This is a genomic window from Streptomyces sp. NPDC002309, assembly GCF_053593375.1.
On sequence record NZ_JBSFCI010000049.1, the window covers coordinates 15130 to 38493 of the forward strand.

The 23364-nt window shown below is 69.2% G+C and carries 21 protein-coding genes and 4 pseudogenes; 17 read left to right on the top strand and 8 right to left on the bottom strand.

Annotation, left to right across the window (positions count from 1 at the left end; all coding sequences use genetic code 11):
- The first annotated feature begins 601 nt into the window (after positions 1-601).
- The 5 genes from ACWCPM_RS30235 to ACWCPM_RS30255 all read left to right on the top strand — a co-directional run bounded on the left by ACWCPM_RS30235 (position 602) and on the right by ACWCPM_RS30255 (position 5129).
- Positions 602-1588 carry an aldo/keto reductase gene (locus ACWCPM_RS30235; RefSeq protein ID WP_450979436.1) on the top strand — a complete coding sequence of 329 codons (987 nt, stop codon included), beginning with the start codon at positions 602-604 and terminating at the stop codon, positions 1586-1588.
- 276 nt (positions 1589-1864) lie between these two features.
- Complete coding sequence (locus ACWCPM_RS30240; RefSeq protein WP_450979437.1) at positions 1865-3088, top strand: IS701 family transposase; 1224 nt, start codon at positions 1865-1867, stop codon at positions 3086-3088.
- A 292-nt stretch (positions 3089-3380) separates the two neighbouring features.
- A complete protein-coding gene (locus ACWCPM_RS30245) occupies positions 3381-3791 on the top strand; it encodes a hypothetical protein (RefSeq protein ID WP_450979438.1) in 411 nt (136 codons plus the stop codon).
- Between the two features lie 82 nt (positions 3792-3873).
- On the top strand, positions 3874-4710 hold the full coding sequence (locus ACWCPM_RS30250; protein WP_450979439.1) for an IS5 family transposase: 837 nt from the start codon (positions 3874-3876) through the stop codon (positions 4708-4710).
- The gene (locus tag ACWCPM_RS30255; protein ID WP_450979440.1) at positions 4707-5129 is read left to right on the top strand and encodes a hypothetical protein; all 423 of its coding nucleotides are present in this window, start codon (positions 4707-4709) and stop codon (positions 5127-5129) included. Before ACWCPM_RS30250 ends, ACWCPM_RS30255 begins: the two co-directional genes overlap by 4 nt.
- 88 nt (positions 5130-5217) lie before the next feature.
- Here the strand turns inward: ACWCPM_RS30255 and ACWCPM_RS30260 are convergent, their stop codons facing one another.
- Positions 5218-5688 carry an SMI1/KNR4 family protein gene (locus ACWCPM_RS30260; RefSeq protein WP_450979441.1) on the bottom strand — a complete coding sequence of 157 codons (471 nt, stop codon included), beginning with the start codon at positions 5686-5688 and terminating at the stop codon, positions 5218-5220.
- 374 nt (positions 5689-6062) lie between these two features.
- On the opposite strand from ACWCPM_RS30260, the gene ACWCPM_RS30265 reads away from it, so the two are divergent.
- The gene (locus ACWCPM_RS30265) at positions 6063-6659 is read left to right on the top strand and encodes a hypothetical protein (RefSeq protein ID WP_450979442.1); all 597 of its coding nucleotides are present in this window, start codon (positions 6063-6065) and stop codon (positions 6657-6659) included.
- Between the two features lie 51 nt (positions 6660-6710).
- Here ACWCPM_RS30265 and ACWCPM_RS30270 read toward each other — a convergent pair whose 3' ends face one another.
- Positions 6711-7331, bottom strand: a complete 621-nt coding sequence (locus ACWCPM_RS30270) for a TetR/AcrR family transcriptional regulator (protein WP_450979443.1) — start codon at positions 7329-7331, stop codon at positions 6711-6713.
- Positions 7332-7573: 242 nt separating this feature from the next.
- Between ACWCPM_RS30270 and ACWCPM_RS30275 the strand changes: the two are divergent.
- From ACWCPM_RS30275 to ACWCPM_RS30295, 5 genes and pseudogenes are all read left to right on the top strand, one after another.
- A pseudogene (locus ACWCPM_RS30275) lies at positions 7574-7783 on the top strand (MFS transporter); the annotation flags it as partial.
- A gap of 16 nt (positions 7784-7799) precedes the next feature.
- Positions 7800-8588 carry an MFS transporter gene (locus ACWCPM_RS30280; RefSeq protein ID WP_450979444.1) on the top strand — a complete coding sequence of 263 codons (789 nt, stop codon included), beginning with the start codon at positions 7800-7802 and terminating at the stop codon, positions 8586-8588.
- Positions 8588-8956: an aspartate carbamoyltransferase gene (locus tag ACWCPM_RS30285; RefSeq protein ID WP_450979445.1), complete on the top strand. Its 369-nt coding sequence runs from the start codon at positions 8588-8590 to the stop codon at positions 8954-8956. The genes ACWCPM_RS30280 and ACWCPM_RS30285 overlap by 1 nt, the downstream gene beginning before the upstream one ends.
- A 54-nt stretch (positions 8957-9010) precedes the next feature.
- Positions 9011-9490, top strand: a complete 480-nt coding sequence (locus tag ACWCPM_RS30290; RefSeq protein WP_450979446.1) for a GNAT family N-acetyltransferase — start codon at positions 9011-9013, stop codon at positions 9488-9490.
- A gap of 157 nt (positions 9491-9647) precedes the next feature.
- Positions 9648-10433 (top strand): sulfite exporter TauE/SafE family protein, encoded by a 786-nt coding sequence (locus tag ACWCPM_RS30295; RefSeq protein WP_450979447.1) that lies wholly within the window; start codon positions 9648-9650, stop codon positions 10431-10433.
- 283 nt (positions 10434-10716) lie between these two features.
- Here the strand turns inward: ACWCPM_RS30295 and ACWCPM_RS30300 are convergent, their stop codons facing one another.
- Together ACWCPM_RS30300 and ACWCPM_RS30305 are read right to left on the bottom strand one after the other, a co-directional pair.
- Positions 10717-11340 carry a DUF5134 domain-containing protein gene (locus tag ACWCPM_RS30300; protein WP_450979448.1) on the bottom strand — a complete coding sequence of 208 codons (624 nt, stop codon included), beginning with the start codon at positions 11338-11340 and terminating at the stop codon, positions 10717-10719.
- Between the two features lie 64 nt (positions 11341-11404).
- The gene (locus ACWCPM_RS30305; RefSeq protein ID WP_450979449.1) at positions 11405-11863 is read right to left on the bottom strand and encodes a cupin domain-containing protein; all 459 of its coding nucleotides are present in this window, start codon (positions 11861-11863) and stop codon (positions 11405-11407) included.
- Positions 11864-12002: 139 nt separating this feature from the next.
- Between ACWCPM_RS30305 and ACWCPM_RS30310 the strand changes: the two are divergent.
- From ACWCPM_RS30310 to ACWCPM_RS30320, 3 genes and pseudogenes are all read left to right on the top strand, one after another.
- Positions 12003-12395 (top strand): annotated as a pseudogene (locus tag ACWCPM_RS30310) (transposase domain-containing protein); the annotation flags it as partial.
- A 74-nt stretch (positions 12396-12469) separates the two neighbouring features.
- The gene (locus tag ACWCPM_RS30315; RefSeq protein ID WP_450979450.1) at positions 12470-12958 is read left to right on the top strand and encodes a transposase; all 489 of its coding nucleotides are present in this window, start codon (positions 12470-12472) and stop codon (positions 12956-12958) included.
- Positions 12959-13178: 220 nt separating this feature from the next.
- Entirely contained in the window at positions 13179-13655 is a 477-nt protein-coding gene (locus ACWCPM_RS30320; RefSeq protein WP_450979451.1) for an FG-GAP repeat domain-containing protein, read from the top strand.
- A gap of 359 nt (positions 13656-14014) precedes the next feature.
- Here ACWCPM_RS30320 and ACWCPM_RS30325 read toward each other — a convergent pair whose 3' ends face one another.
- Positions 14015-14638: a hypothetical protein gene (locus tag ACWCPM_RS30325; RefSeq protein ID WP_450979452.1), complete on the bottom strand. Its 624-nt coding sequence runs from the start codon at positions 14636-14638 to the stop codon at positions 14015-14017.
- 344 nt (positions 14639-14982) lie between these two features.
- Between ACWCPM_RS30325 and ACWCPM_RS30330 the strand changes: the two genes are divergently transcribed.
- Positions 14983-16113 (top strand): HupE/UreJ family protein, encoded by a 1131-nt coding sequence (locus ACWCPM_RS30330; protein WP_450979453.1) that lies wholly within the window; start codon positions 14983-14985, stop codon positions 16111-16113.
- 31 nt (positions 16114-16144) lie between these two features.
- Complete coding sequence (locus tag ACWCPM_RS30335) at positions 16145-20845, top strand: outer membrane protein assembly factor BamB family protein (protein ID WP_450979454.1); 4701 nt, start codon at positions 16145-16147, stop codon at positions 20843-20845.
- A 90-nt stretch (positions 20846-20935) separates the two neighbouring features.
- Here the strand turns inward: ACWCPM_RS30335 and ACWCPM_RS30340 are convergent, their stop codons facing one another.
- On the bottom strand, positions 20936-21076 hold the full coding sequence (locus ACWCPM_RS30340; protein WP_450979455.1) for a hypothetical protein: 141 nt from the start codon (positions 21074-21076) through the stop codon (positions 20936-20938).
- Between the two features lie 63 nt (positions 21077-21139).
- Between ACWCPM_RS30340 and ACWCPM_RS30345 the strand changes: the two are divergent.
- Positions 21140-21361 (top strand): annotated as a pseudogene (locus tag ACWCPM_RS30345) (transposase); the annotation flags it as partial.
- Here the strand turns inward: ACWCPM_RS30345 and ACWCPM_RS30350 are convergent.
- Both ACWCPM_RS30350 and ACWCPM_RS30355 read right to left on the bottom strand, forming a co-directional pair.
- Positions 21330-21557: pseudogene (locus ACWCPM_RS30350) on the bottom strand (hypothetical protein); the annotation flags it as partial. The pseudogenes ACWCPM_RS30345 and ACWCPM_RS30350 sit on opposite strands and share 32 nt — an antisense overlap.
- 82 nt (positions 21558-21639) lie before the next feature.
- Positions 21640-23268 (bottom strand): IS4 family transposase, encoded by a 1629-nt coding sequence (locus ACWCPM_RS30355; RefSeq protein ID WP_450979456.1) that lies wholly within the window; start codon positions 23266-23268, stop codon positions 21640-21642.
- Positions 23269-23364: the final 96 nt, after the last annotated feature.

The following is a 23364-nucleotide window of genomic DNA, read 5'->3' on the forward strand; positions in this document are numbered from 1 at the left end:
GCCCCGCGCCTGGACCGCACCCTGAGGAAGATCGCCCGAGACGGTGGCGGAGTCGTGCTGCTGGACGGCTCGGTGATACGTACCCGGCGGCGCACCGGGGCCGAGAACCGCAAGAACTACGCAGGCAGGAACAAATGCCACGGCCTGCTCGTGATCGCGCTCACCGACGACCGCGGCCGACTGCTATGGATCTCCGCCGCCCGGCCCGGGCGGACCCCAGAGATCACCGCCTGCCGACAAGACAAACTCACCGCCCCTCTCCCGCCGCCTACGCACACCAGCCCACCTGACGTGCAGTTTTCACGATGCACACCTCTCATTGACAACGGGAAGCGGTCGCGCGGCCACGCGCAGTGGGCGATGCGGCCGATCGGTGCCAGTGCCCCTGACGGTCATGGCTGGGGTGTCCTCATCCCGCCCGGTCAGTCCCAATGACCGTGCCGGTAAAATGCCTGGTGACAGGCGAGGCCAGGTGGACGTCCGGGGGCCCTTTGGCACTTGCTTCGACCGATGAGGCGAGCGAGCCCCAGGGGCCCAGTCCGATCCTCCGGCCGAGCGACGTGTAGAGCTTGGTGCAATCACGCGGTGGGGTACGACAGCGATGAAGACCGTTGAACTGGGCAGCCAGGGGTTGAGTGTTTCGGCACAGGGCTTCGGCGCCATGGGCATGAGCGGCGCTTACGGCGCGAGTCACGACGAACGGGAATCCATCGCCACCCTCAACGAGGCGGTGGACCTGGGAGTCAGCCTTTTCGACACGGCGGAGTCCTACGGACCTTTTGAGAACGAACGGCTCCTCGCCCGCGCACTCGGCCATCGCCGGGACGAAATTCAGCTGGCGACCAAATTCGGCCTCGACTTCACTGACGACGGACAGCCGGGCCCGCTGGACGGCAGGCCGGAACACATTCGCCGCGCCGTCGAACGGTCGCTGCGGCACCTGAACACCGACGTCATCGACCTCTACTACATGCACCGGGTGGATCCGAACACTCCCATCGAGGAGACGATCGGGGGCATGGCCGAGCTCGTGACAGCGGGGAAGGTCCGCTACATCGGCCTGTCGGAAGTTTCCGCGGCAACGATCCGGCGTGCCCACAAGGTGCATCCGCTGACCGTAGTGCAGTCGGAGTTGTCCCTTTTCAGCCGTGATCTGCTGGACAACGGGATCAAGGAAACCTTGGACGAACTGGGCATTGGCCTGGTGGCCTACTCGCCAATAGGACGCGGCTTCCTCTCGGGCTCCATCCGGAACGTGGACGACATGGACGTCGATGACTCGCGCCGAGGACTTCCCCGATTCTCACAGGAGAACATCACGGCCAACCTCGAGCTGGTCGAGCACGTGCGCAGCATCGCCGACAAGCGGGGAGCAACGCCTGCCCAGATCGCACTGGCTTGGGTGGCCGCGCAAAGCGCGGTTCCCATCCCGGGAACCAGACGACGTAGCTTCCTCGCGGAGAATGCTGCTGCCGCCGAGATCATACTGACCGCGGATGAGCTGTCGTTCCTGAATGCGGTGGTCCGGCCTGACACGGTCAGCGGCGCGCGGTACACGCCGCAGCAGCTCGCCTCCACCAACCGCTGAACGCACCCGGTGCCTGCGTCGTCAGAAACTCATCGCTGGCGGCCAAGCCGGGTACCTGCACTCACTGATGACGCCGCCCGGTACTCGGGTGCAAGGAGCCGGTGCGCGGTCAGGTACGTCTAGTACTCCAGCAGGATTTCGCTGCCTGACCTGGTCTTTCGCCGGGTGGCGGGAGTGTAGCGGGACTTCGGTCGTGCGGGGGCGGTCTCACGGGGACCGCCCCTCGATCGTGCGACAACGCCGCAGGTAGTGACAGCGGCGGGGCAGTCTCCGAGGGTGATCACCGAGTCTGCCGCCGCGCAGTGGGACCTCGAACTGGATGACCTCTTCCTGACTATCGGGCACCGCTTCGGCCGAGTTGAGCTCCGCCGCCGGATGCGGGACTACGTGCGCGGGCTGCTTGCCCCGGTAGCCCGCAAGAACAGCTGGCAGCTGGCCGAACGGGCCGGCCACTCCACCCCTGACGGCCTGCAGCACCTCCTCGCCGGATCGAAGTGGGAGCCCGATGACATCCGCGACGACCTGCAGGAATACGTTGCCTGCAAACTCGGCAAGGGCGACGGTGTCCTGATCATCGACGACACCGGGTTCATCAAGAAGGGCACCACATCCGCTGGGGTCCAGCGCCAGTACTCCGGAACCGCCGGCCGGACCGAGAACTGCCAGATCGGCGTCTTCGCCGCCTACGCCACCACCCGCGGCAGGGCTCTGGTCGACCGAGAGCTCTACCTCCCGAAGTCCTGGACCGAGGACCGGGAACGCTGCCGCACCGCAAGGGTCCCCGACGAGCGGGGGTTCGCCACCAAGGGCGAACTGGCCCGGCGCATGGTGCTGCGGGCCCTGGCCTCGCCTCTGCCCGTTGCCTGGGTCACCGCGGATTCCGCCTACGGCCAGGACAACCGATTCCGCCGACTGCTGGAACAGTCGGGTGTCGGCTACGTGGTGGCCGTGCCCAAGTCTCAGTTCAGCGTGGGCTGTTCACGGATCGAGGGCCTGTTCGCTCAGGCACCCGCCGAGGCATGGGAGAAGATCTCATGCGGCGACGGCGCGAAGGGGCCCCGCCTCTATCACTGGGCAGCGGTGCGGCTGCCAGCCGTCGCCGAATTCGACTATCAGGGTGAGGTCCCCCACCGGATGCGATGGGCACTGGCGCGGCGCAGCATCAGCAAGCCCGACGAGATCGCCTACTACCTCGCCTACGCACCCCTGCAGGTCACCGTCCAGGAGCTGGTGCGGGTCGCCGGGGCACGCTGGGCGATCGAGGAATGCTTCCAGGCCGCGAAGAACGAGTGCGGCCTGGACCAGTACGAGGTCCGCCGCTACGTGGGCTGGTATCGGCACATCACGCTGGCCATGCTCGCTCACGCCTTCCTGGCCGCCACAGCACACCGCCCCTGGGAAAAGGGGGCGGAACAGGTGAGGCACCCGGGCTCATCGGGCTCACAGTGGCGGAGGTTCGGCGACTCCTGGCAGCTTGTCGTGACCGGCCCCCGCACCTGAGCGGACACCGCGGACGACACCACGCGCTGAGCTGGTCGAACTGGCGCCGCCAACGCCAAGCAGTCGCCCGCCGCTGTCACTACCTGCGGCGTTGTCGCACGATCGAGGGACGGTCCCCGTGAGACCGCCCCCGCACGATCAAAGGCCCGCTACACTCCCGCCACCCGGTGAAAGACCAGGTCAGGCAGCGAAATCCTGCTGGAGTACTAGTACTCCAGCTGTAGATCGTGATCTCCATCGTGGTTTGGGTGGCGTCGGCTTGATCAGTCACCTGTCAGCTACGGTGCAGGCCATGGACGGCCGCGTGTACGTGCCCTGGTTCTCAGTCGGGGAAGCTGACGAGGACGCATTCGAGACGCTGGATGGCGCATGGCGCAGGTTCGTGTCCGTACTACGCGAGCGAGCCGTCACCTGGCCGTGCGACCCTGACGACACCCTCATCCTCCGCCCCGAGGACACAGGATTCGCACATCTGCTGGCCCTGCTCTATGCGGTGACGCCGGGAACCAATGTCATTTCCCATGTCTTCGGTGCGTTCTTCGACGGGCAGGGCGTGCTCGGCACCGAACTCCACGACCAGATGTACATTCCCCTCCAGGGGTCTGTAGTGGGGACAGTCCACGTGGCTGGTTCACCCGGTCGATGCGCGGAACTGACTGCAGACTGGTTCGAACGCATCCTGAGAGGGCGGTATGTGACCTGATGTCGCATCTGTCGTCGCTGGAACGTGTGGGACCGCAGCATCCACGCTGACCAGCGAACTCGGCCGTGCTGGAGTGTCTCCCGTGAGCGGCCGCCAGTCCTGCAAAAGCGACTTATCCGACGAGCGCTGGGCCCTCATCGAGCCCGTAATCAGCGCCTGGAAGGCCCGACACCGCTCCGTCAGCGGCCACCAGGGCAACTACGCCATGCGGGAGATCGTCAACGCCCTGCTGTACCAGTCCCGCACCGGATGCCAGTGGGACTACCTTCCCCACGACCTGCCTCCCGCCGGCGCCGTGAAGTACTACTTCTACAAGTGGCGCGACGATGGCACCGACCAGACCATCCACGACCTTCTACGCTGGCAGGTCCGGGAGAAGAAGGGCCGATTAGCCGACCCCAGCCTGGTGGTGCTCGACACCCAGAGCCTGCACGCCGCCGCCGGAGTCCCGGCCGAAACCACCGGACGGGACGCGAACAAGAAGGTGCCCGGCCGCGAGCGCGGACTGGCCGTCGACGTGCTGGGCCTGTTGATCGCGGTGGTGGTACTGGCCTCCTCCGTCCACGACAACGCCGCCGGCATCGCGCTGCTCGACAGGGTGGTGGCCAGCACCGAGCCGGGCACCGTGAAGAAGGCCTTGGTGGACCAGGGGTTCAAGAACACCGTCAAGGACCACGGGGCGAAGCTGGGCATCGAGGTCGAAGTCGTGAAGCGCAATCCCGGCGACACCGGGTTCGTCCCGCAGCCCAAGAGATGGGTGGTGGAGCAGGCGAACGGGATCTTGATGCTGCACCGCAGGCTGGTACGTGACTACGAGCATCGGCTCACCTCGGCCGAGTCGAGGGTGTACTGGGCCATAAGCGACCGCATGTCGAGGATGCTGACCGGGACCTCCGCCCCCACCTGGCGCGGCGTATGACCGGCGGAGAGCTGACCTTGGGGTCGGTGCTGGCGCGCCTGGAGGAGCGGGAGCGGGAGATCGCCGCGCAGGCCGAGACGACCCGGGAGAAGATCGCCGAGCTGACCGCGCTGCTGGACGGGCTCGGCAGGGTCACCGAGGAGATCCGGATCACCCGCAAGACGCTGCTCGAGCTACCCGATCCGCGGCCGCCCGCGCCGCCGACCGCGAAGCTGCCGGATCATCCGGCTTACCACCAGATCATGGCAGTGTTCGCCACAGCCGACGCCCCGCTGCGGGCGCGAGCGGTGTGCGAGGCGATGGACGTGGAGATCGCGCCCAACAACATCAACAACGTCCGCCTGAAGCTCAAGCGGCTGGTCGAACGGGGAATCCTGGTCGAGACCGAGCAGGGCTTGTTCACCCAGCCGCCGCCATAGCCGCCCAGCGAACCCGCGGCCAGGCCGCTCGCCTCAAGCGAAAGGGCAACACGGGTACCAACTTCACATAGAGCCTCTGAGTTGCCGATCAGTCGATGCGGTCGCTCAGGCCCAGCACCTTCGGGTCGTCGCTGGGGAAGTTCCTGGGCATGCCCGGCACGTCGATGGTGCGCCCGTACACGCCGGCCAGGAACTCGACGGCACCGACTGGGAACTCGATCCAGTCGGCGTTGTCCGTGCGGACGACCACCGGCCATGCGTCCGGGTCCGCAGGGCTCGTCCTCCAGTAGAAGGTGTCCCCCGAATTGGACGACGCCCAGGAGATCAGGCCTCCCGGCTGCGGGTAGGGAACGTAGTCCTCGGTGTCGCCCATCTCGTGCAGATCCTGAAGGATCTCGTCGTCCCTGGACTCGGACGCCCATGGCGCCTCGGCGCCGGGCGTCGGAAGGGACACCATGAGGAAATCATCGATGACAAGCACCGGGTACGCCTCCGCCAGAGAGCGGAAGTCCGAGGGCAGCGCCGTCCCGAGGCCCGCCTCGAGGGCGGCCCGGTCCATGCTGCGTCCGCCTGACACACGTCACCGTGTCATCGAAGGCAGCGCGGCCTCCAGCTCTTCGACCCTCACCATGCCGTCTGCCAATCCGGGGAGTTCTCGACCACGACGGTCTCGAACAATACTCCGTCCTCGATGCGGGCGGACACGGCGGCATAACTGCTCAAAGAGTCACGAACCGCCCTCTCAGACTTGTCCGCCGCGACCGGGACCGGCCGGCCGGGTCTCGTGGGTGCCAGGGGAGTGGAGGTAGGCGGCCAGGTGCTGCTGCCAGCCGGTGTCCGCTTCGGGCAGGGCGGCGCGGCTGATGCGTTCCCGGGTGCCGTCGTCGTGCCAGCGAAGACAGCGGCGCCAGTGGTCGTTGGGGTGCGCGGAACGTGGCGTACGCCGACTCGATGGTCCGCACGGGGTTGCGGCTGTGTGAGCAGTCGGCGCTGACGGTGTTCGAGCTGCCGGAGATGCCTCCGCGGGGGTCGAAGATCGTCAACGCCCGCACGGTGCTGCCGCACGCGATCGCCAAGGGCTCCTGGGGGCGGGCGGTGTACTGGCCGGTGTCGACGCTGCGGGACGTGCGCGACTACATGGAGTGGGACCGGCGCGAGATGCTCGACTACGGCCGCTCGCGCGGCTTCTATTCCCCGACCCGGCGGTCGCTGCTGGTGGAGGACCCCTCCCGGCCGGCGGTACGGATGGCGGGCCGGTGGGTTCCGGTGGCCCGGCTGGACGGTGTCGAGCGGCGGCGTCTGCTGGTGGCCACCCGGGACGGCGGGTGGGAGCCGGCGATGGTGTGGCTGAACCAGTGGGGCCTGCCGATGAGCATGTCGGGCTGGAAGCAGGTCTTCGCCGACGCCAACGCCCGTTGCGACGCCCTGGGGGTCCGGCAGCGGGCGATGCCGCACATGCTGCGCCACTCGTACGCGGTGATCACTTTGGAACTGTTGTGGCGCGGGCATCTGCAGGCCCTCACCCCCTGACCGCCCTCACGGACGGCGGCTCCTCGCAGATCACGGCTTCTTCCGTGCGGGTTACGGGTGGGCCTCGGCGCCGGTCTCGGGCACCGGTGTGCCCGGCGGGGTGAAGGCGGCGAGCACCGTGGCGGTGATGTGGCCCGCGGCGTGCTCGGAGGTGAGGCGGCCGGCGCGGATCTCCTCTGCGGCGCTGTGCATGACCGCGTGCAGCACGTTGACCATCCAGGCGGTCGGCAGGTCGGTGCGGAAGGCACCCTCGGCGCGGCCGCGGGCGACCAGCGCCTCGACCCGGGCGGCGGGACCGGCATGCAGTTCGAGGATGCGTCCGGCGGACAGCTCCCGTTGCGCCGCGACGAGCAGCGCCCGTGCCTGGTCCACCAGTTGCCAACCGGCCTCGATGTACCGGGCCAGGGCGAGCCGCGGGTCACCCGTCATGTCGACCGTGTCCAGGACCTCGTTGCCGCGGTCGAGCGCGCGGCTCATCGCGGCGTCGACGACCTCTGCCCGGGAAGCGAAGTGGCCATACAGCGTCACCCGGCCCACGCCGGCGGCCCGTGCGATCTCGCTGAGGCTCGCCTCGGGGTTCTGCCCGAGGCATTCGGTGGCGGCCTGCACGATCGCCTCGATGCTGCGCTGGGCGTCGGCGCGTTTGGTGGCCGTGGAGTTCCTACTCGCCATGCACTCACTCTACCCCGCTAACTTGTACAGCACTGTTTGGCTTATACCCCCGGGGCGTATAACGTGAACAGCCCTGTACGACTTACTGAGGAGGGGTAAACGCCATGAGCGACACGGAAACGACCACCACCCAGGCCCCGGATGCACCGCATCCGCTGCGCTGGACGGCCCTGGGACTGCTGGGGCTGGCCCAGTTGATGCTGATCCTCGACATCACGGTGGTCGCGATCGCCCTGCCGGACATGGGGGCCGAACTGGACCTGGGCCGCGCGGCGCTGACCTGGGTGGTCAGCGGATACGCCCTCATGTTCGGGAGCCTGATGCTGCTGGGCGGCCGGGCCGCGGACCTGCTCGGGCCGAAGCGGGTCGTCCTGGCAGGGCTTGCCGTGTTCACCGCCGCGTCCCTGGCCGCCGGGCTCGCCACCGGCGCCCCGCTGCTGCTCGCGGCACGCATCGCGCAGGGGGCGGGTGCCGCCATGCTGTCGCCGGCCGCGCTGTCGGTGGTGGTGCGGCTGTTTCGACGGCGACGAGCGCAACCGGGCGCTGGGCATCTGGTCGGCGCTTGGCGGCGGGGGCGCCGCCCTCGGCGTGCTGTTGGGCGGGCTGATCACGGCGGGACCCGGCTGGGCCTGGGTGTTCTTCGTCAACGTCCCGCTCGGCCTGGCCGTCCTGGTCGCACTCGCCCGGATCCTGCCGAGTCTGCCCCGCGCGGGCACCGGCTCTCTCGACATACCCGGCGCCGTCCTGGTCGCCGCCGCGACCGGCGCACTCATCTATGCGCTGATCCGAGCCGGTGACCATGGCTGGCTCGACCTGGTCACCGTGGCCCTGGCCGCTGCTTCGGCAGCCGGCTACGCGGTCTTCGCCTTCTGGCAGCGCCGGGCGGCGGCGCCGCTGATGGACCTGCGGCTACTCGGCCGGCGGCCGGTGGTGGCGGGCACCTTCGTCATCGCCGTCACGACCGCGCTGATGGTGGGGGCCTTCTTCCTCGGCTCCTTCTACCTGCAGAACCTTCAGGGCCACGGGGCGCTGATGACCGGTGTGCTGTTCCTGCCGGTGGCGCTGCTGACCATGGCCGCCGCCGCAGCCGCCGGCCGTGTGATCGGCGTTCTCGGAGCCCGGCTGCTGGCTGTGCTCTCTCTGGCTGTCGCGGCCGCCGGGTTCCTCGTGCCGGTGCTGTGGTCCGCTCCCAGCAGGACGGCGGCAAGGAGCGGACCGAGCGACAGGAAACGGTCGCCGAACGCGGCCGGACCGTGATGCCCTTCGACCTCGAAGAGACCACCCACCACTTCACCCCGAACAACACGGGCGGCGTCCAGGACGTCGTCGCCGACCAGCCCGACGACGACAAGCAGATCGCCCTCATCCGCACCCACCTGAAGCAGGAGGCCAAGGCGTTCGCCCGGGGCGACTTCGGCGACCCCGCCCAGATCCACGGCGACAGCATGACGGGACTGGCCGCGCTACAAGAGGGCTATGAGCGCATCGATGTGGGCTACCAGGAGCGGTCCGACGGAGCCACCCTGACGTACACCACCGACGAGCCCGCCCTGGTCGACGCCCTGCACGACTGGTTCGAAGCACAGCTCAGCGACCACGGCGACCACGCCGAAACCGGCCACTGACCCACCAGCCGACCATCCACGGCAGACCGCCACCGCAACGACGCACGATCGGAAGTGGACAGCGTGAACCACCCGTACGAGCTGAGCGTCGGTGTGCCCTCCGTCGAGGTCTTCCGCCGCCTGCGCACCGACGCCGGCCTCTCCGACAAGGACCCCGAAGCGGTCGCGCTTGCCCTGCCCAACACCTGGCACGGGGTGGTCCTCCACCACGAGGCAGAGCCCATCGGCATGGGACGGATCATCGGAGACGGCGGCACCGCCTTCCAGATCGTCGACATGTGCGTCCACCCTGCCCACCAAGGCCGCGGCCTCGGCAAGCGCATCATGGCCGCGCTCACCGAGGAACTGGAACGCCGGGCGCCCGCCACCGCCTACGTCTCCCTGACCGCCGACGGCCCGGCCCGCTTCCTCTACGAGAAGTTCGGCTTCGCCGACACCGCCACCCACGACTCGATCGGCATGTACCGCGTCATCGGCACACCCCCTGGGACCGGCCGGCCACCGGCGCAGCCCTACACGGTGCCGGCCCCGTGACCGCGGCTTCCACCGGGCCTGCCCATCCGGTGACCGCGACGGCCGGACGGGGACACCGCACCCCCGCCCGGCCGATCGTGAACATCTCGTTGCAGGTCACCGCACTGTCCTTCGAGCCGTTGATACTGGCCGGGCGAACAACGGGCTGGGGGCGCCAGTGGAATGGACGGTGCCAGGAGGATTGGTCGCCGGGCTGCTGATCGCGACCGTGACCGCCCCGGTCGGCGTGTCCGGCGCGGTGTTCCTCCTCCCCGTCCAGCTGAGCGTCTTCGGCGTGCCCAACCCGGCCGTCACTCCCACGAACCTGCTGTTCAACGTCGTCGCCGGACCCGGCGCCCTGTGGCGCTACCGCCACGACGGCGCTCTGCGCGGCGGCCTCGCCCGGCGCCTGGTGCTGGGCACACTGCCCGGCGTCGTCCTCGGAGCCGCCCTCCGCGTTTTCGCGCTCCCCGGCCCCGGCGTCTTCCGCCTCCTGATCGCAGCCCTGCTGCTCCCGCTCGGCATATGGCTGTGCCTGCGCACCCTCACCCCCTCCCGCCACCGGCCGCCGCCCGCAGGCGAGTTGCCCCCGCGCGCACTGACCGGCCTCGCCGTGGCGGTCGGCGTCGTCGGCGGCATCTACGGCATCGGCGGCGGCTCCCTCCTCGGCCCGATCCTCGTCGGACGCGGCCTGCCCGTCGCCCGCGTCGCTCCGGCCGCACTCGCCGCCACCTTCGCCACCTCCCTCGTCGGCGCCGCCGCGTACGCACTGCTGTCGCTCGTCAGCTCCGGAGACGTCGCCCCCGACTGGTCGCTCGGACTTGCCTGCGGCACCGGCGGACTCATCGGCGGCTACCTCGGCGCCCGCCTCCAACCCCGCCTCCCCGAACGCGCTCTACGCTTGCTCCTCGGCACCCTCGCCGCCGCCCTCGGCACCCTGTACGCAACCCAGACCCTGACCTGAGCGCGTTTGGCAGGTCGGTAGTTCGTCAAGCCCCTGACGAGAAGAGCGGGACCTCTGATAGATCAATTTGGTGGCCTGCCAGATGATCAAAGACCAGGGGTCACCCACCTCGCTCGCAGAGGATGACCCAAGAAGCGAATGCCGGTGTGGCCGAAAGGCGCAGGAATCCGGGACAACACGCTGGGCACTCCGCCAACTCTGGTCGGCGGGGAACACGGCCGTGGCATCTGCGGGTGCGTCGGTCTGATCCCGCATCAATGCCCCTGGAGTGCGGGGCGGAAGGTCAGTGCGGCATGAGCAGCATGATGACCGTGCCCAGGGCCATCGACCCGTCCCAGAAATGCCCGTAGGGTTCCTGCCCGGCGTGCGGGCCCGCCGCGGGGTGCGGGGTGGTACGCAGGGCGGGCATGACGCGGATCAGCGACCACAGGGCGCACGCCAGGAGGTACAGCGCCAGCACGGCGGTGATCGCCTCGGCGGCTGCCGACGGGCCCGCGGTGTGGCCGAGACCGGTGGTGTGGTGCGCGGCGGGAAACGCCTCGGCGAGGTCCTCGTGGGAGGGGCCCGCCGCGGTGTGGGCCGTCCACGCCATCGCGGCCATGCCGGCGGTGTAGGGCAGTCTTCTGACGGTGGCGGCGAGCCGGGACTCCTGGTGCCGGCAGGCGGCAGTGAGCGGGAACCACAGGGCGGCGACCGCGAAGAACGCCACCTGTGCGGTGTGGTGCAGCAACCTGCCCCAGCTCCACGGCATCACCGCCATGGCCAAGGCCATGGCTGTGTGCAGCAGGTGGTCGCCGCGTCCGCGCCATCCGATGTTGCGGGACATCACGCCGTGCCACAGCCCGTGGACGGCGCCGGCCGTGAACACCGCGGTCAGCATGCAGTACACGGCATCGGAGGCACTCATGCCTGATCGCGCCCTCTCGCTCCGGAGCGACCTGCTCCGTTCGGGACCGGCGTGGATGTGCGGGTCAGGCGGTGGGCCGCGGGGCGCGCAGGTGGGCGCGCTGCTTGAGCTCCTCCTCGTCGACGAGCTCGAGCATGGGCTTGCCCGGCGCGCACATCATGGTGACCACGAACTCGGTCTTGGCGTCGGTGAGGGCGTTGCCGTCCTGGTAGTGGATGGCGTCGCCGCCCGGCTCCCAGAACGTGCCGCCGGCCTCGACAATGCGCTCGGGCTCGCCCTCGAGTTCGAAGCGGACCGCGCCCCTGATGACATAGCCGAACGCCGGGCCGAAGTGGCGGTGCGGCGGGGTGCCGGGGTCGCCGGGCTCCCACTCGACGTGGATGGTCATCGCCGAGGCGCCCTCGGGGACGCTGATCGGGGAGGCGTCCTGGAGCATCTTCGCCGCCCTGGTCCAGCTGGGGCCGTCCTCGCCGCCGGTCCCGTGGCCGTGGCCGTCGTGCCCGTGCTGTGAGTTCTCCGACACTGCGTCACACCCTCCGTAGGCCACGTGCTGGGCGGCACACATCCGCCGGACACGTGGTTGCTTATCCGGTCTCATGACCGTTTGATCATGATGACCGAGCATGCGGGAGATCTGTGACATCGGCGACGAGTCCTGGTGAATGACGCAACGGGACGTGCTGATAGATCAACTTGTTGCTGAGGCAAGGCGATCACCGGGAGTCCCATTGCGGGAGAAGTCTGTCATCACGCGAACGATCGAGGTGGCTGGGGGTGTGTACGCGCCCGGGCACCTGGGCGAGCTGACGCAGGTCGTGGACTTCACGCTGATGGACGCGGTGCTGGAGGAGACCAGGACGCGGGAGCGACGGCTGCGACTGCTGCCGTCGCGGGTGGTCGTCTACTTCGTCCTCGCACTGGCCCTGTTCGAGTACTGCTCCTACCGGGGGGTGTGGGGAAAGCTGGTGGCCGGGCTGGAAGGATTGGCCCTGGTGCGGCCGACGGTTTCTTCACTGTCCCGGGCCCGGCGGCGGATAGGGGCAGCCCCGCTGCGGCGCCTGTTCGAGGTCCTCGCCGGGCCTGTCGCGAACCGCGGCCAGACCTGCGCCTTCTGGCGCGGCCTGCGACCGTGGCTGTCGACGGGACCTTGCTGCACGTGCCCGATGAGCAGGCGAATACCTGGCGCTACCCGAAACGGGCCGGTGACCGGCTGGAGTTCGGCTACCCACTGCTGCGGCTCGTGGTCCTGGTCGAGTGCGGCACCCGCGCGATCCTGGCCGCCGCGTTCGGACCCGAGAGCGATGGCGAACTCACCTATGCGGGGGTCCTGTTGGGTGTGCTGAACCGTACGATGCTGCTCCTGGCAGATGCCGGCTTCGACGGGAACGAGTTCGCCCGGGATGTCCGCGCCACCGGCGCGCAGTTCCTGGTGCGGTTCTCCGCCCGCCGCATCCCCACCCCCGCCGGGCGTCTTGCCGACGGCTTCTACCTGGCCCGGATCGGCTACGGCGTCCTGCCCGCCCTGCTGACCGTCCGCGTCATCGAGGCCGACGTCCTCACCCTGGCCGACGGCGCGGTCCGCCACGAGCAATGGCGGTTGATGAGCCAGCCTCCTTGAGGCCACGCGTTACCCCGCCACCGAGTTGATCGCTCTGTATCACGAGCGGTGGCAGGCCGAGACCACGTATTTCTCGATCAAGGCCACCATGCTCGACGGCCGCGTCCTGCGCTCGCGCAGCCTGTCCGGCCTCGACTAGGAGGTCTACGCTCTGCTCACCACCTACCCGGCCCTGATCCGCGCAGCCGCCGGCACCGCCTGCACCCGGCCCGGCCTGGACATGGACCGCATCAGCTTCACCGTCCTGCTGGCCACCGCCGCCGACACCCTCATCAGCGCGACCGGGGTCCTGCCCCCGGCAGGACCCGCCGGGCAGGTCGTCGACCTGGCCTACCCCGGCCAGCCGCCGACCGAGCAGGACACCTACACCGTCCGCCAGATCACCGCGCTCGGCAACATCGCCGGGTCCGCGGCCGGGGACCTCGTCGCCCGCGACACCGCCGGTGTGCTGTGGCTCCATCAGGGCAACGGCGCGGGCGGCTTCGTCACACGCGTGAAGATCGGCACGGGCTGGAACGCCTTCTCGCAACTGGTGGGCGCCGGGGACATCACGGGCGACGGCCGCCCCGACCTGATCGCCTACGGCTCGGGCGGCACCTCCGTCTACCGCTCGACGGGCACCGTGACCGACCCGTTCAGCCGCCAGAAGACCCCGCTGTACGCGGGCGAGGGCACCAAGTTCAACAGCATCGCCTGACAGAATGACCCAAAGACGTCTCCGGCTGTTACCGCGCTTGAGAACGTCCTGTATGCGGGCCGTCAGGCCCGCATACACATCCTTCCATCCGCCACCCGCGAGCAATCGCCACCCCTTGTCGACGGTCAGCCAATTCCCCACCCAGAACGTCACGTAACGGGCCAGGGGGACGGTGACGTCGCCACCGCCGTGTCCATGGGGACGATGAACGTGCGTCGGGATCCCCAGGGCGCCAGAGGTTTCCGGGCCGCCCGATAGCCAGACCGTCGTTCAGGCTGGTCAGGGCTGTCCAGGGTGGCCGCAAGGCCAGCGCGGAGCGCCGCCGAAGGCGCCCTTGACAGACCGGACCAGCCGCACACTCAGCCGTCGGGCGGCCCATCACGGCCCCAGCCCAGGTGGGGAATTAAGCGGACGGTCTCCTCGCGGGCTGCCGCGCCGCTGGTGAGCCAGCGGTCGTGCTCGGCCAGGTACTCGGCGGTCATCCGCGAGGAGAACTCGTCGACAAAGCCGAAGAGCAGCTCGGAGACGCGGCGGAACTGCTCCGCGCGTTCGGGCAGCGGAACGATTTCCTGGCACGCGGCCATTAGGGCGTTCGCCAGCGCAGCGTGGGAGACGCGGATGCCGCGCAGCGCCTTGTCCAGGCCGAGGCGCCTGCGAGCGAACTCGCGGTCCCCCAGCAGGGATTCCTCCGGGACAACCAGGTCGGCCGCAGGGTCGGCCAGCAGGAGCAGCGCGTACAGCGTCGCGGCTTCGGTCCCCATCCGGAGCGTTTCGTAGGGCGCCGGTCCGCCTCCCAGTTCGGGAACCTCGTGGACGATGGCACGGGCCAGCTCGTCACCGACAGCGATGGGCTGGGGGCCGAGCCGGTCGGTCGCCTCGGTGATGCTCTGCGCCGAACTGGCGGGTGTACGCGGCGCGTCCCCCCGGCCGGGAGCGAGCCGGTAGATCCAGTCGGCTGGACCGGATGTGTGGTGAGCCGTCATGACGACGCCCTTGCCGTAGTGAGAGCAGCATGCGCTGCTGTGCCTTGCGGAGCTCCCGTGGTGAACGACTCGTCTTGGAGGACAAGCCGTTCTACCGGAGCTCCGCTTCCTGCGTCCGCCTACCCGCGAGATTCACAGCCGACCTTGCGATCAGGCACAACACCGTAACCTCACGGCCTTGCCCCAAAGCCCGGCTTCCGACTCGCAGAAGCCCGGCTCTCGGCTGGTGGATGACCGGCAGTGGAAGGGTCGGTGAACTGGGTGATCTCTGGTTGCCGGGTGTGGTGCGAGCACTGCAGGGTTGGGGCCGACCGCCGTTCCCCTCACCACGGAAGTGCTCGACTGTGCGTCTGCTGACGTTTCTCGCCGCCCTTGTCGCCGTTCTCTTCGTCGCCCCTTCGGCGCAGGCACACGTCCGTGAGACCTCGGTCTTGGTCGACCTGCGCAGCCAGGGCGACGGCGTCGCGGCTGTAGTCGACGTGGAGTACGACGTCCTCGCCCGACTGCTGAGCCTCGACGGTGTCCTGAGCCCGGACGCGGCCGGCGCGGACGGCACGGCCGCCGAGGTGCCGACCGAGGTGCGGCGCAGTTCGCTGGACACGCACGCGAGCGACATGGCGGCGTACGTCGGCGAGCGGCTGCGGCTGAGCCGCGGCTCGATCGGGTGCACCGCTGCGGACGGTGCCCGCGTCGAACTCGCCGACTCCGGTGCGGCGCGGGTCGCGCTCGCCTACGACTGTCCGGCGTCCGGAGCGCTCACCGTCCGCAGTGACATCTTCCGCCCCTCCGACGGCGTCATCGACGGCACCACCACGAAGGTGGTCTACGACGTCGACGGCAACCGCGGTTCGACGCTGCTGGACACCGCACGCACCAGCGTCACGGTGGGGCACACCGATCTGCTCGGTGAGATCCCGCGGTTCGTCAAGCTCGGGGCAGAGCACCTGTACTTCGGCCTCGACCATGTGCTGTTCCTGCTGGCGCTGCTGCTGGGTGCGAAGCGGCTGCGCGACGTCGTCGGGGTCGTCACGGCCTTCACGGTCGCGCACTCGGTGACCCTGGTGCCGGCCGCGATCGGCTGGGTCAGCGTGCCCGGGTGGATCGTCGAGCCGCTCATCGCGCTGTCGATCGCGTTCGTCGCGCTCGACAACCTGCTCTCGACGAGGACGAACCACCGGCTGTCCGTGGTCTTCGGCTTCGGGCTGTTGCACGGGCTGGGCTTCGCGGGCTCGCTCAGCATCGACGGGCCGCTGTCGGTTTCGATGCTGGCCAACCTGGTCGCCTTCAACCTCGGCATCGAACTCGCCCAGTTGACGATCATCGCGCTCGCCTTCCCGGCGCTGCTGTTCCTGCGCAGGGCCGCGACCACGCCGGTCGCCGCTCGCGCCCTCACGCTCGGCACCGTCGCGGCGACCGTCGTCGTCGCAGGTGCCGGTCTGGTCTGGTTCGTCGAACGTTCCCCGCTCCTGACCTGACACCCACCTCTCCGCACTCTCAAGGATCCCGATGTCCGTGTTCACCTGGACACGCGCGCACATGCGCGCTGTCCTGTACACCACCATGCTGGGGCTCGCCTCCAGTGTGGTGGCGGGCCCGCTTACGCAGTACGCGGCGACCGCCATCGACCCGCCGGAGGCCACCGTCAGCGGCGTCGCGTACGTCGACGCCGACGGCGACGGCCGGCGCAGCTCCGACGAAGCCGGCCTGGCCGGTGTGCGCGTCTCCGACGGCACGGTCACCACCACGACCGCCGCCGACGGCTCCTACTCGCTGACGATCTCCACCGACCGTCGTAAGACGGACATCGTGTGGGCCAGTCAGCCGCGGGGCTACCGGTTCGGCCTGGACGAGTACAAGGAGCCGAGGTTCTGGGCCAACCTCGGCCAGCTCGCCGACGACGCCACCCCGACCGCGGACTTCGCGCTCGTCCGCGACGAACTCTCCGACGGCGACACCTTCTCCTGGGCCAACATCGCCGACCCGCACGTCAACGCACAGCTGCCCGACCAGATACGCGAGATCAACTCCACCGGCACCGACCTGCGGTTCATAGCGGTCAGCGGCGACCTCACCAACGACGCCAGCCAGGGGCAGTTCGACGCGTACCGTCGCGGCACCCAGCAGTCGGCCGTCGGCGTGTGGCCGGCCGTCGGCAACCACGAGTACGCGAGCGGATCGGCGTACGCCGACAAGATCGACAACTATCGCAAGAACGTCGGTCCGGAGTGGTACTCGTTCAACTACGGCAACCGGCACTTCGTGGTGCTCGAGAACAACGGCTCGGCGCCGTTCGACGAGGAGCTGAACTGGCTCAAGGACGACCTCGCCGCGAGCGTTCCGCTCGACGACGACCCGACCAACGACATCGAGGTCGTCGTCCTCACCCACCAGCCGATGAACGTCCCGTTCGGCGCGCCGTCGACGTACGACGCCTTCGGTGAGGTGCTCGAGCAGTACAAGGCGCAGCTGATCCTGGTCGGCCACGAGCACTCCAACCACGTCGAGAACAAGTCGGCGTTCGCCTCGACCGCCAAGCACATCCAGACCGTGTCGAGCTCATACACGATCGACAACGCGCCCCGCGGCTTCCGCTACATCCACATGGCGGGTCCGGGCTTCGAGAACCCGTTCCGGATGTACGGCGAGAACGAGCACCTCACCATCGTCAGCCCCGCGCCCGGTTCCAAGGTGCCGGCCGCGAAGTTCCCGGGCATCCAGATCAACGCCTACGACACCGGCGACGAGGTCGTCTCGGCGACCTACCGGATCGACGGCGACAAGAAGTGGACGCCGCTGCACCGCAGCGGCGAGTTCACCTGGCAGGACGACCTGCACAACAAGCTGCAGAAGGCCGGCAAGCACACCGTCGAGGTGCAGGTGGTCGACGCGACGGGCAAGACCTGGACCAAGTCGGCGGACTTCACCCTCACCAAGGAGCCGGCGCTCGAGCCGGACGCCGGCGGTGACTGGGACCAGCACCACGGCGACGAGGGCCACTCCGGTGTCGCGCCGGCGCAGGAGCCCGGCCGCCGCCTGGCCTGGAGCTTCCGCACCGACGGCACCTTCCTCACCGGGTCGCCGGTCATCCACGACGGCGTCGTCTACGCGGGCACCCGCGACGAGAACGGCGACGGCAACAACCGGATCCACGCCGTCCGGCTCAAGAACGGCAAGGAACTGTGGAACTTCGAGGTGCCGCAGTCGATCCACGGCAGCCTCGCCTACGGTGACGGCCTGATCTTCGCGCCGACCCTCGGCTCGGAGCTGTACGCCGTGGACGCGAAGACCGGCGAGCTGCGCTGGAAGGCCGAGCCCGAGGAGGCGCCGGCCCCGAACAACCAGCGCACCTACGGCTACTACTCGCCTGCCGTCTCCGGTCACACCGTGCTCTGGCCCTACCAGACCCGCTTCGGCATCGGCAGCCAGGGCGTCCTCAAGGCGCTCGACACCCGCACCGGCGAGCAGATCTGGGCCTCCCCGATGTCCGGCTCGACGATGAGCGACGGCACGCCCGCCGTCATGGACGGCACCGTGTACGTCGGCAACCAGACCGCCGACCGCGTGCTCGCCTACGACCTGGCCACCGGCGCCCGCAAGTGGACCGGAACCGAGTCCCTCGGCGGTTGGCAGGACGGCGTGCCGACGGCGGCCGAGGGCAAGGTCTTCATCGGCTCCAACAACGGCATCGCCGCCCGTGACGCCAAGACCGGCGAGACGCTGTGGACCTACCGGAGCCCGCGCGCCTCGCTCGTCTCGAGCGGCTCGACCCCGAGCGCCGCAGCCGTCAAGAACGGCGTCGTCTACATGGGCTTCCCGAGCGGCGCCGTCGTCGCCCTCGACGCCCGGACCGGCAACGTCCTCTGGGAGCGCGTGCTGCCCGGCGACATCTACCACGGGGGCGTGATGTCCAGCCCGGTCGTGGCCGGTGGCACGCTCTTCGTCGGTGCCAACAACGGCAGGTTCTACGCCCTGGCCACCGACACCGGCCAGATCCTGTGGAACCACGAGACCGGCACCTGGGTGGGCGCGGGCCCGGCCGTCAGCGGCAACACCGTCGTTGCGGGCGCCTGGGACGGCAACCTCTACGCCTACGTGCCGGGCGGCGAGTCCGCGCAGCGCTGGGCGACCGTGACCGGTACGGTCACCGACCCGGAGACGGGCGATCCGATCGCCGGCGCCAGGGTCACCGCCCTCGCCTCCGGTCAGGACACCGCGGTGACCAGTACCGACGCCCAGGGTAAGTATCGGATGGGCCTGCCGGCTTCGACCTGGACCGTCACGGCGGCCAAGCGCGGCCTGATCGCCGACAATCGCTCGGAGGCCGGCGTCACGGTCGGCACCACCGGCAAGGAGACGGCCGACCTGAAGCTGATCAAGGTGACCCACCCGGTCGCCGGCAAGTCGACGTACGCGCCGGACTACGGCACCGGCAGCACGCGCACCGACGTCGTCACGGGCAAGGAGTACTACTACCTGGCCAACGACAAGATCCGGGCGTCCGTGACGCCGTACACCGGCGGCAACAACGGCGTCGGCGGTCTCGGTCAGGGCGAGTTGTCGGACGTCATGCTCAACGACGCCAACGGCGCCGAGACCCTCGACTGGGGCGAGATGCTGCTGCGCCCGAGCCTCACGCCGCCCGACTCGTGGGACCGGCCGAACGACCAGCTCGACCTGCCCGACCTCGCGGTCGACGGCGCCGCCGTGGTCGGAAAGGGTCACTACCGGGCGAACGAGGCCATCAAGGCACAGGTCCGCTACGAGACCCTGCCTGGCGCTCCGGTCGTGAAGATGACGGTCAAGCTGACCAACACCGGCACCACGGGCTACCAGGGCTACTTCAACTACATGATCGACCCCGACAGCGCGGTCGACAACGGCCGGATCCCCGGGTTCAGCGGCACCAACCCGGGTCTGAAGACCTCGGGCTGGACCGGGAACCACGTCTACGTCGGTGCTGACACGGCCACCACCAACGGCCAAGCCGCCCATGGTCTCGCCTGGGCACAGGACAGGCCGGCCGCGGTCGGTGCGTACGGCTACATCGAGGGGCTCTACTACGACGCCACGATGGAGCCCGGTGCCACCAAGCAGTTCAGCTTCTACCACCTGACCGACTACGCGACCGCCGGCGGCGACCCCACCCGCGACATCGCGAAGTGGGCCGACGAGATCGACCTGCACGACGAGACCGTCCCGGACGCCGCTCGCGCGACCGGCACGATCACCGCGGACGGCTCCGCCGTCTCCGGTGCCAGGGTCGCCCTCGAGCAGGACGGCAAGGTGGTCGCGACCACGAGCACCGACGCCCAGGGCAAGTACCGCGTCAAGGCCCCGGCCGGTCAGTACGACGTCCGGGTGTCCAAGCTGGGCTACCAGACGGCCGCCGACAAGGTCACCGTGCCGGCAGCGGGCAGCGGCATCGCCGACGTCGCGCTGAGCCCGGTCAAGGTCGAGGCGAGCTACGGCAAGCAGATCGGCTCGGGTCTGGTCGAGGCAGGCCACGGCGACGTCATGCTCGAGAACGACAAGCTCTCGATGGCGATCGCCGACGCCTTCAACGACTCGCAGCTCTCCGGTGCCACCCGCGGCAAGCCGGTCGACATCGCCGTCCGCGGCAAGGCCGACCAGTTCGACTGGATCAACCTGCCCTACGTCTCGGCGACCCAGCCGACCGGCGGTAACGCGTGGGACGTCCGGACGGTGGGGGCGACCGACGTCAAGATCGTCCAGGCGACCGGCGAAAAGGCCGTCGTCCAGGTGTCCGGGCCGGTCAACGGCTTCACGGGTCTGAGAGCGACGACGACGTACACGCTGAAGCCGGGCGACAACTTCGCCACGGTATCGACGGAGCTGAGCAACTCCGGCACGGCCCCGCTCAGCGTGTGGACCGGTGACGCGATGGACCACGACGCGGCAGGCCAGGCCAGTGTCATCCCGGGCACCGGCATCGTGGCACCGGGTGCGACCACGGCGTACACCCCGACCAAGCCGTACATCGGCATGACCGGGACCGACCCGCAGGTCTTCGGTCTCGTCTACGGCACGCCGGCCAGCGCCTTCGACGTCTACGCCGCGGGTAACTGGGCGATGAGCCGGTTCAACGTCGACGTGCCGGCGGGCGGCTCCTACACCCTCACCCGCAAGCTCGTCGTCACCCCGGGCACCGACGCGGTGGGCATCCTCGACGAGGTCCCCGCGCCGTAACGCACACCCACCCCACCACACGGGGCCGGCCCAGACTCCAACCGGGCCGGCCCCGTGCGCCGATCCGCCAGAACAACGCGGTGGGACGCGTCAGTAGGACTGCATCACCTCGAGGATGCGCGCGCCGACCGGGATCGGCCGCCCCGCGGCCAGCGGCGTTCCCACACCGTGGGCGGCATCGGAAGACAGCACGACGAACCCGCGCTGGGCCCAGTCGTTCTCGGGCAGCACGATGTCGAGCGGCTCGGCGGAGTGTGCCGTTCGGAAACTCATTGCTCTGCTCGGAGCCGGCTCCTGCGGCAGCGCGGCATCCGGCCCGGTGATCGCCGAACGGGCGGCCAGCCCCACGGCACCGGCCTGGGCACCTTCCGCTGGGTCGTCGAGCGCACGTTCGCCTGGCTGCACGGCTTCCGCCGCCTGCGCATCCGGTGGGAACGACGCGACGACATCCATGAAGCCTTCCTCGGACTCGCCGTCTGCCTGATCACCCACCGGCACGTCCAGAGGCTTTGTTAGGGCCAGTTAGAGAGCATCTGATCACCGTTCGTGCTGATGCGAGCGGGATGTCCGGTTCGATTCGCCAGGTTGGTGCGGATTCTCCCGTCAGTTTGCGGGACATTTTGTTAGCCACGGCCCAGTGGATCATCGTGCGGGATCGCTGGGGCAGGGCTTCGTAGTCCCGCGCGAGCCGGCGGTGCTGCATCAGCCAGCCGGTTGGGTCGGCCGCACGGTGATGTGTCCGCCATGAGGCGGGTGAAGTTTCCCCAAGGCCGGGTAGTTAGCGTTTTCGCAGGTCACGCAAGAGGTGCCGTTTCCTGTGTGATGGCCGTGTAGCGCCCCGTGCGGACCCTCTTGATCATTCCCTTCTCGGTCCAGCGGGCGAGTTGTCGGTAGGTGGCAACGAGAGTGACGTCGCCGAGGAGTTCGGCGATCTCCCTTGAGCGCCATAGCCGTTCGGGTTCTGCCTGCAGGATGGCCAGCACACGTGTCATGCGGGTGCTGGTCCTGCCGGGGCCGGCGTACTGGGGGACTGTGGTCGTGGGCAGTGCGGCCTCCGGCACCGGCGGCGGCAGAAGCGTGATCGCCGTTGAAGTAACGGCTTTGCTGGCGTCGGGGCGGCCGTCCAGTTTCCGTTCCGCGTAGCGGGAGATGGGGGACTTCACCTTGCGGGTGCTGACGCGGGCCCGCCGTGCGGGCGACAGCGCCGACAGGAGCCGTCGGCCGATCTCTCCGATGCCCTGCTCGAAGATGCCTTCCGCACCTACGAGTAGGTCACGGGCTGTTTGGAGGGCAATGGTGAAACCGCAACGGTCGGGATCGGTGCCCGGCTGGGACTCTGCCGCCTGGACCATGGTGCGGCGCAGGAGCTGGTAGAGGGTGAGCAGGGCCCACATCTCCTGCTCGACGCCCGCCGGGTCGTGCGAGCGCAGGACGCGTCCGTGCAGGATGGTGTGGCGCAGGGCGTAGTAGGCGCTCTCGTGTTCCCAGCGCTCGTGATAGAGGTGCACGAGGCGGTCGGCGGGGTAGCGGCGGGCGTCCAGGAGCGTGGTGGCCAGGCGGTAGGAGCCCTCGAAGGTGCTGCCGTCGGTGCAGGTGATGGTCACCTGGGCTTCGATGATGCGCACCGGGACGCCGCCGATGACCGAGAGGTAGGAGGAGTCGGCGAGAGTTTGAAGGACTGGTGGGCGGCGGCGCTGGCGAATGCGGCCCAGGACATGTGCGCCGGTGGCGTGCGCGGCGGTGAGGAAGTCGTTGCTGTCGAATCCCCGGTCCCACAGCACCAGCATCTCGGGGCTCAGGTGGTGTAACAGCCTGGTGGCGTAGGAGGTTTCGCCTTCCCGGGTGGGGCCGAAGACCGCTGCGATGACGGCCCGAGTGCCGGTCTCGACCAGTGTCATCAGCTCGACCTGGGGATACCCGCCGTGCGGGCACCGCCCCAACCAGCCCCGGTTGCGTTCGCTGTCCGGCACCTTGATCGAGCTGCAGCCGTCGAACGACACCGTCCGGTACGGGCCGAACCGCACCCCCGACGTGGTCGGGCGGGCCAACGGCCCGGCCAGCACCTCGAACAACGCCCGCACCGGTGTGCTGCCGAGCCTTCGGCGCAGGTCACGGAGCGCCTTCGTGCTCGGGCGGACAACAGGCATCCCCGGCAGGCCGGCCGTCAGCTTGGCCCACACGAGCCGATAGCCGACCTCGGGGAAGAGACACATCGCCAGCAGGAAGTAGACGCCGACTCGGGAGGGAAGATCCCGCAGCCGGCGCTGCACGGTCCGCGTCTCCGACAAGACCGCATCGACCAGCTCGAACGGCATGATCGGCGTCAGCTCTCCCAGATGGCCCGGCGCGAACCGACCCGCGGCCACTATGACCGTGCGGGTGATGGTCGCCAGCGGCGGTGGCAGGACACAATGCTCGGGCAACGGAGCTCCTTCGGGAACAAGCTGTCTTGGACGACTGCCTGTACCAACGAGCTCCGTTGCTGCATGTCAGGACTTTCTCAACTCCCTTGCGTGACC

Coding starts and splice junctions, on each gene's coding strand:
- ACWCPM_RS30235 (WP_450979436.1), top strand. CDS start 602: ATGAAGACCGTTGAACTGGGCAGCCAGGGGTTGAGTGTTTCGGCACAG.
- ACWCPM_RS30255 (WP_450979440.1), top strand. CDS start 4,707: ATGACCGGCGGAGAGCTGACCTTGGGGTCGGTGCTGGCGCGCCTGGAG.
- ACWCPM_RS30260 (WP_450979441.1), bottom strand. CDS start 5,688: ATGGACCGGGCCGCCCTCGAGGCGGGCCTCGGGACGGCGCTGCCCTCG.
- ACWCPM_RS30320 (WP_450979451.1), top strand. CDS start 13,179: ATGGACCGCATCAGCTTCACCGTCCTGCTGGCCACCGCCGCCGACACC.
- ACWCPM_RS30245 (WP_450979438.1), top strand. CDS start 3,381: ATGGACGGCCGCGTGTACGTGCCCTGGTTCTCAGTCGGGGAAGCTGAC.
- ACWCPM_RS30325 (WP_450979452.1), bottom strand. CDS start 14,638: ATGACGGCTCACCACACATCCGGTCCAGCCGACTGGATCTACCGGCTC.
- ACWCPM_RS30270 (WP_450979443.1), bottom strand. CDS start 7,331: ATGGCGAGTAGGAACTCCACGGCCACCAAACGCGCCGACGCCCAGCGC.
- ACWCPM_RS30285 (WP_450979445.1), top strand. CDS start 8,588: ATGCCCTTCGACCTCGAAGAGACCACCCACCACTTCACCCCGAACAAC.
- ACWCPM_RS30335 (WP_450979454.1), top strand. CDS start 16,145: ATGTCCGTGTTCACCTGGACACGCGCGCACATGCGCGCTGTCCTGTAC.
- ACWCPM_RS30300 (WP_450979448.1), bottom strand. CDS start 11,340: ATGAGTGCCTCCGATGCCGTGTACTGCATGCTGACCGCGGTGTTCACG.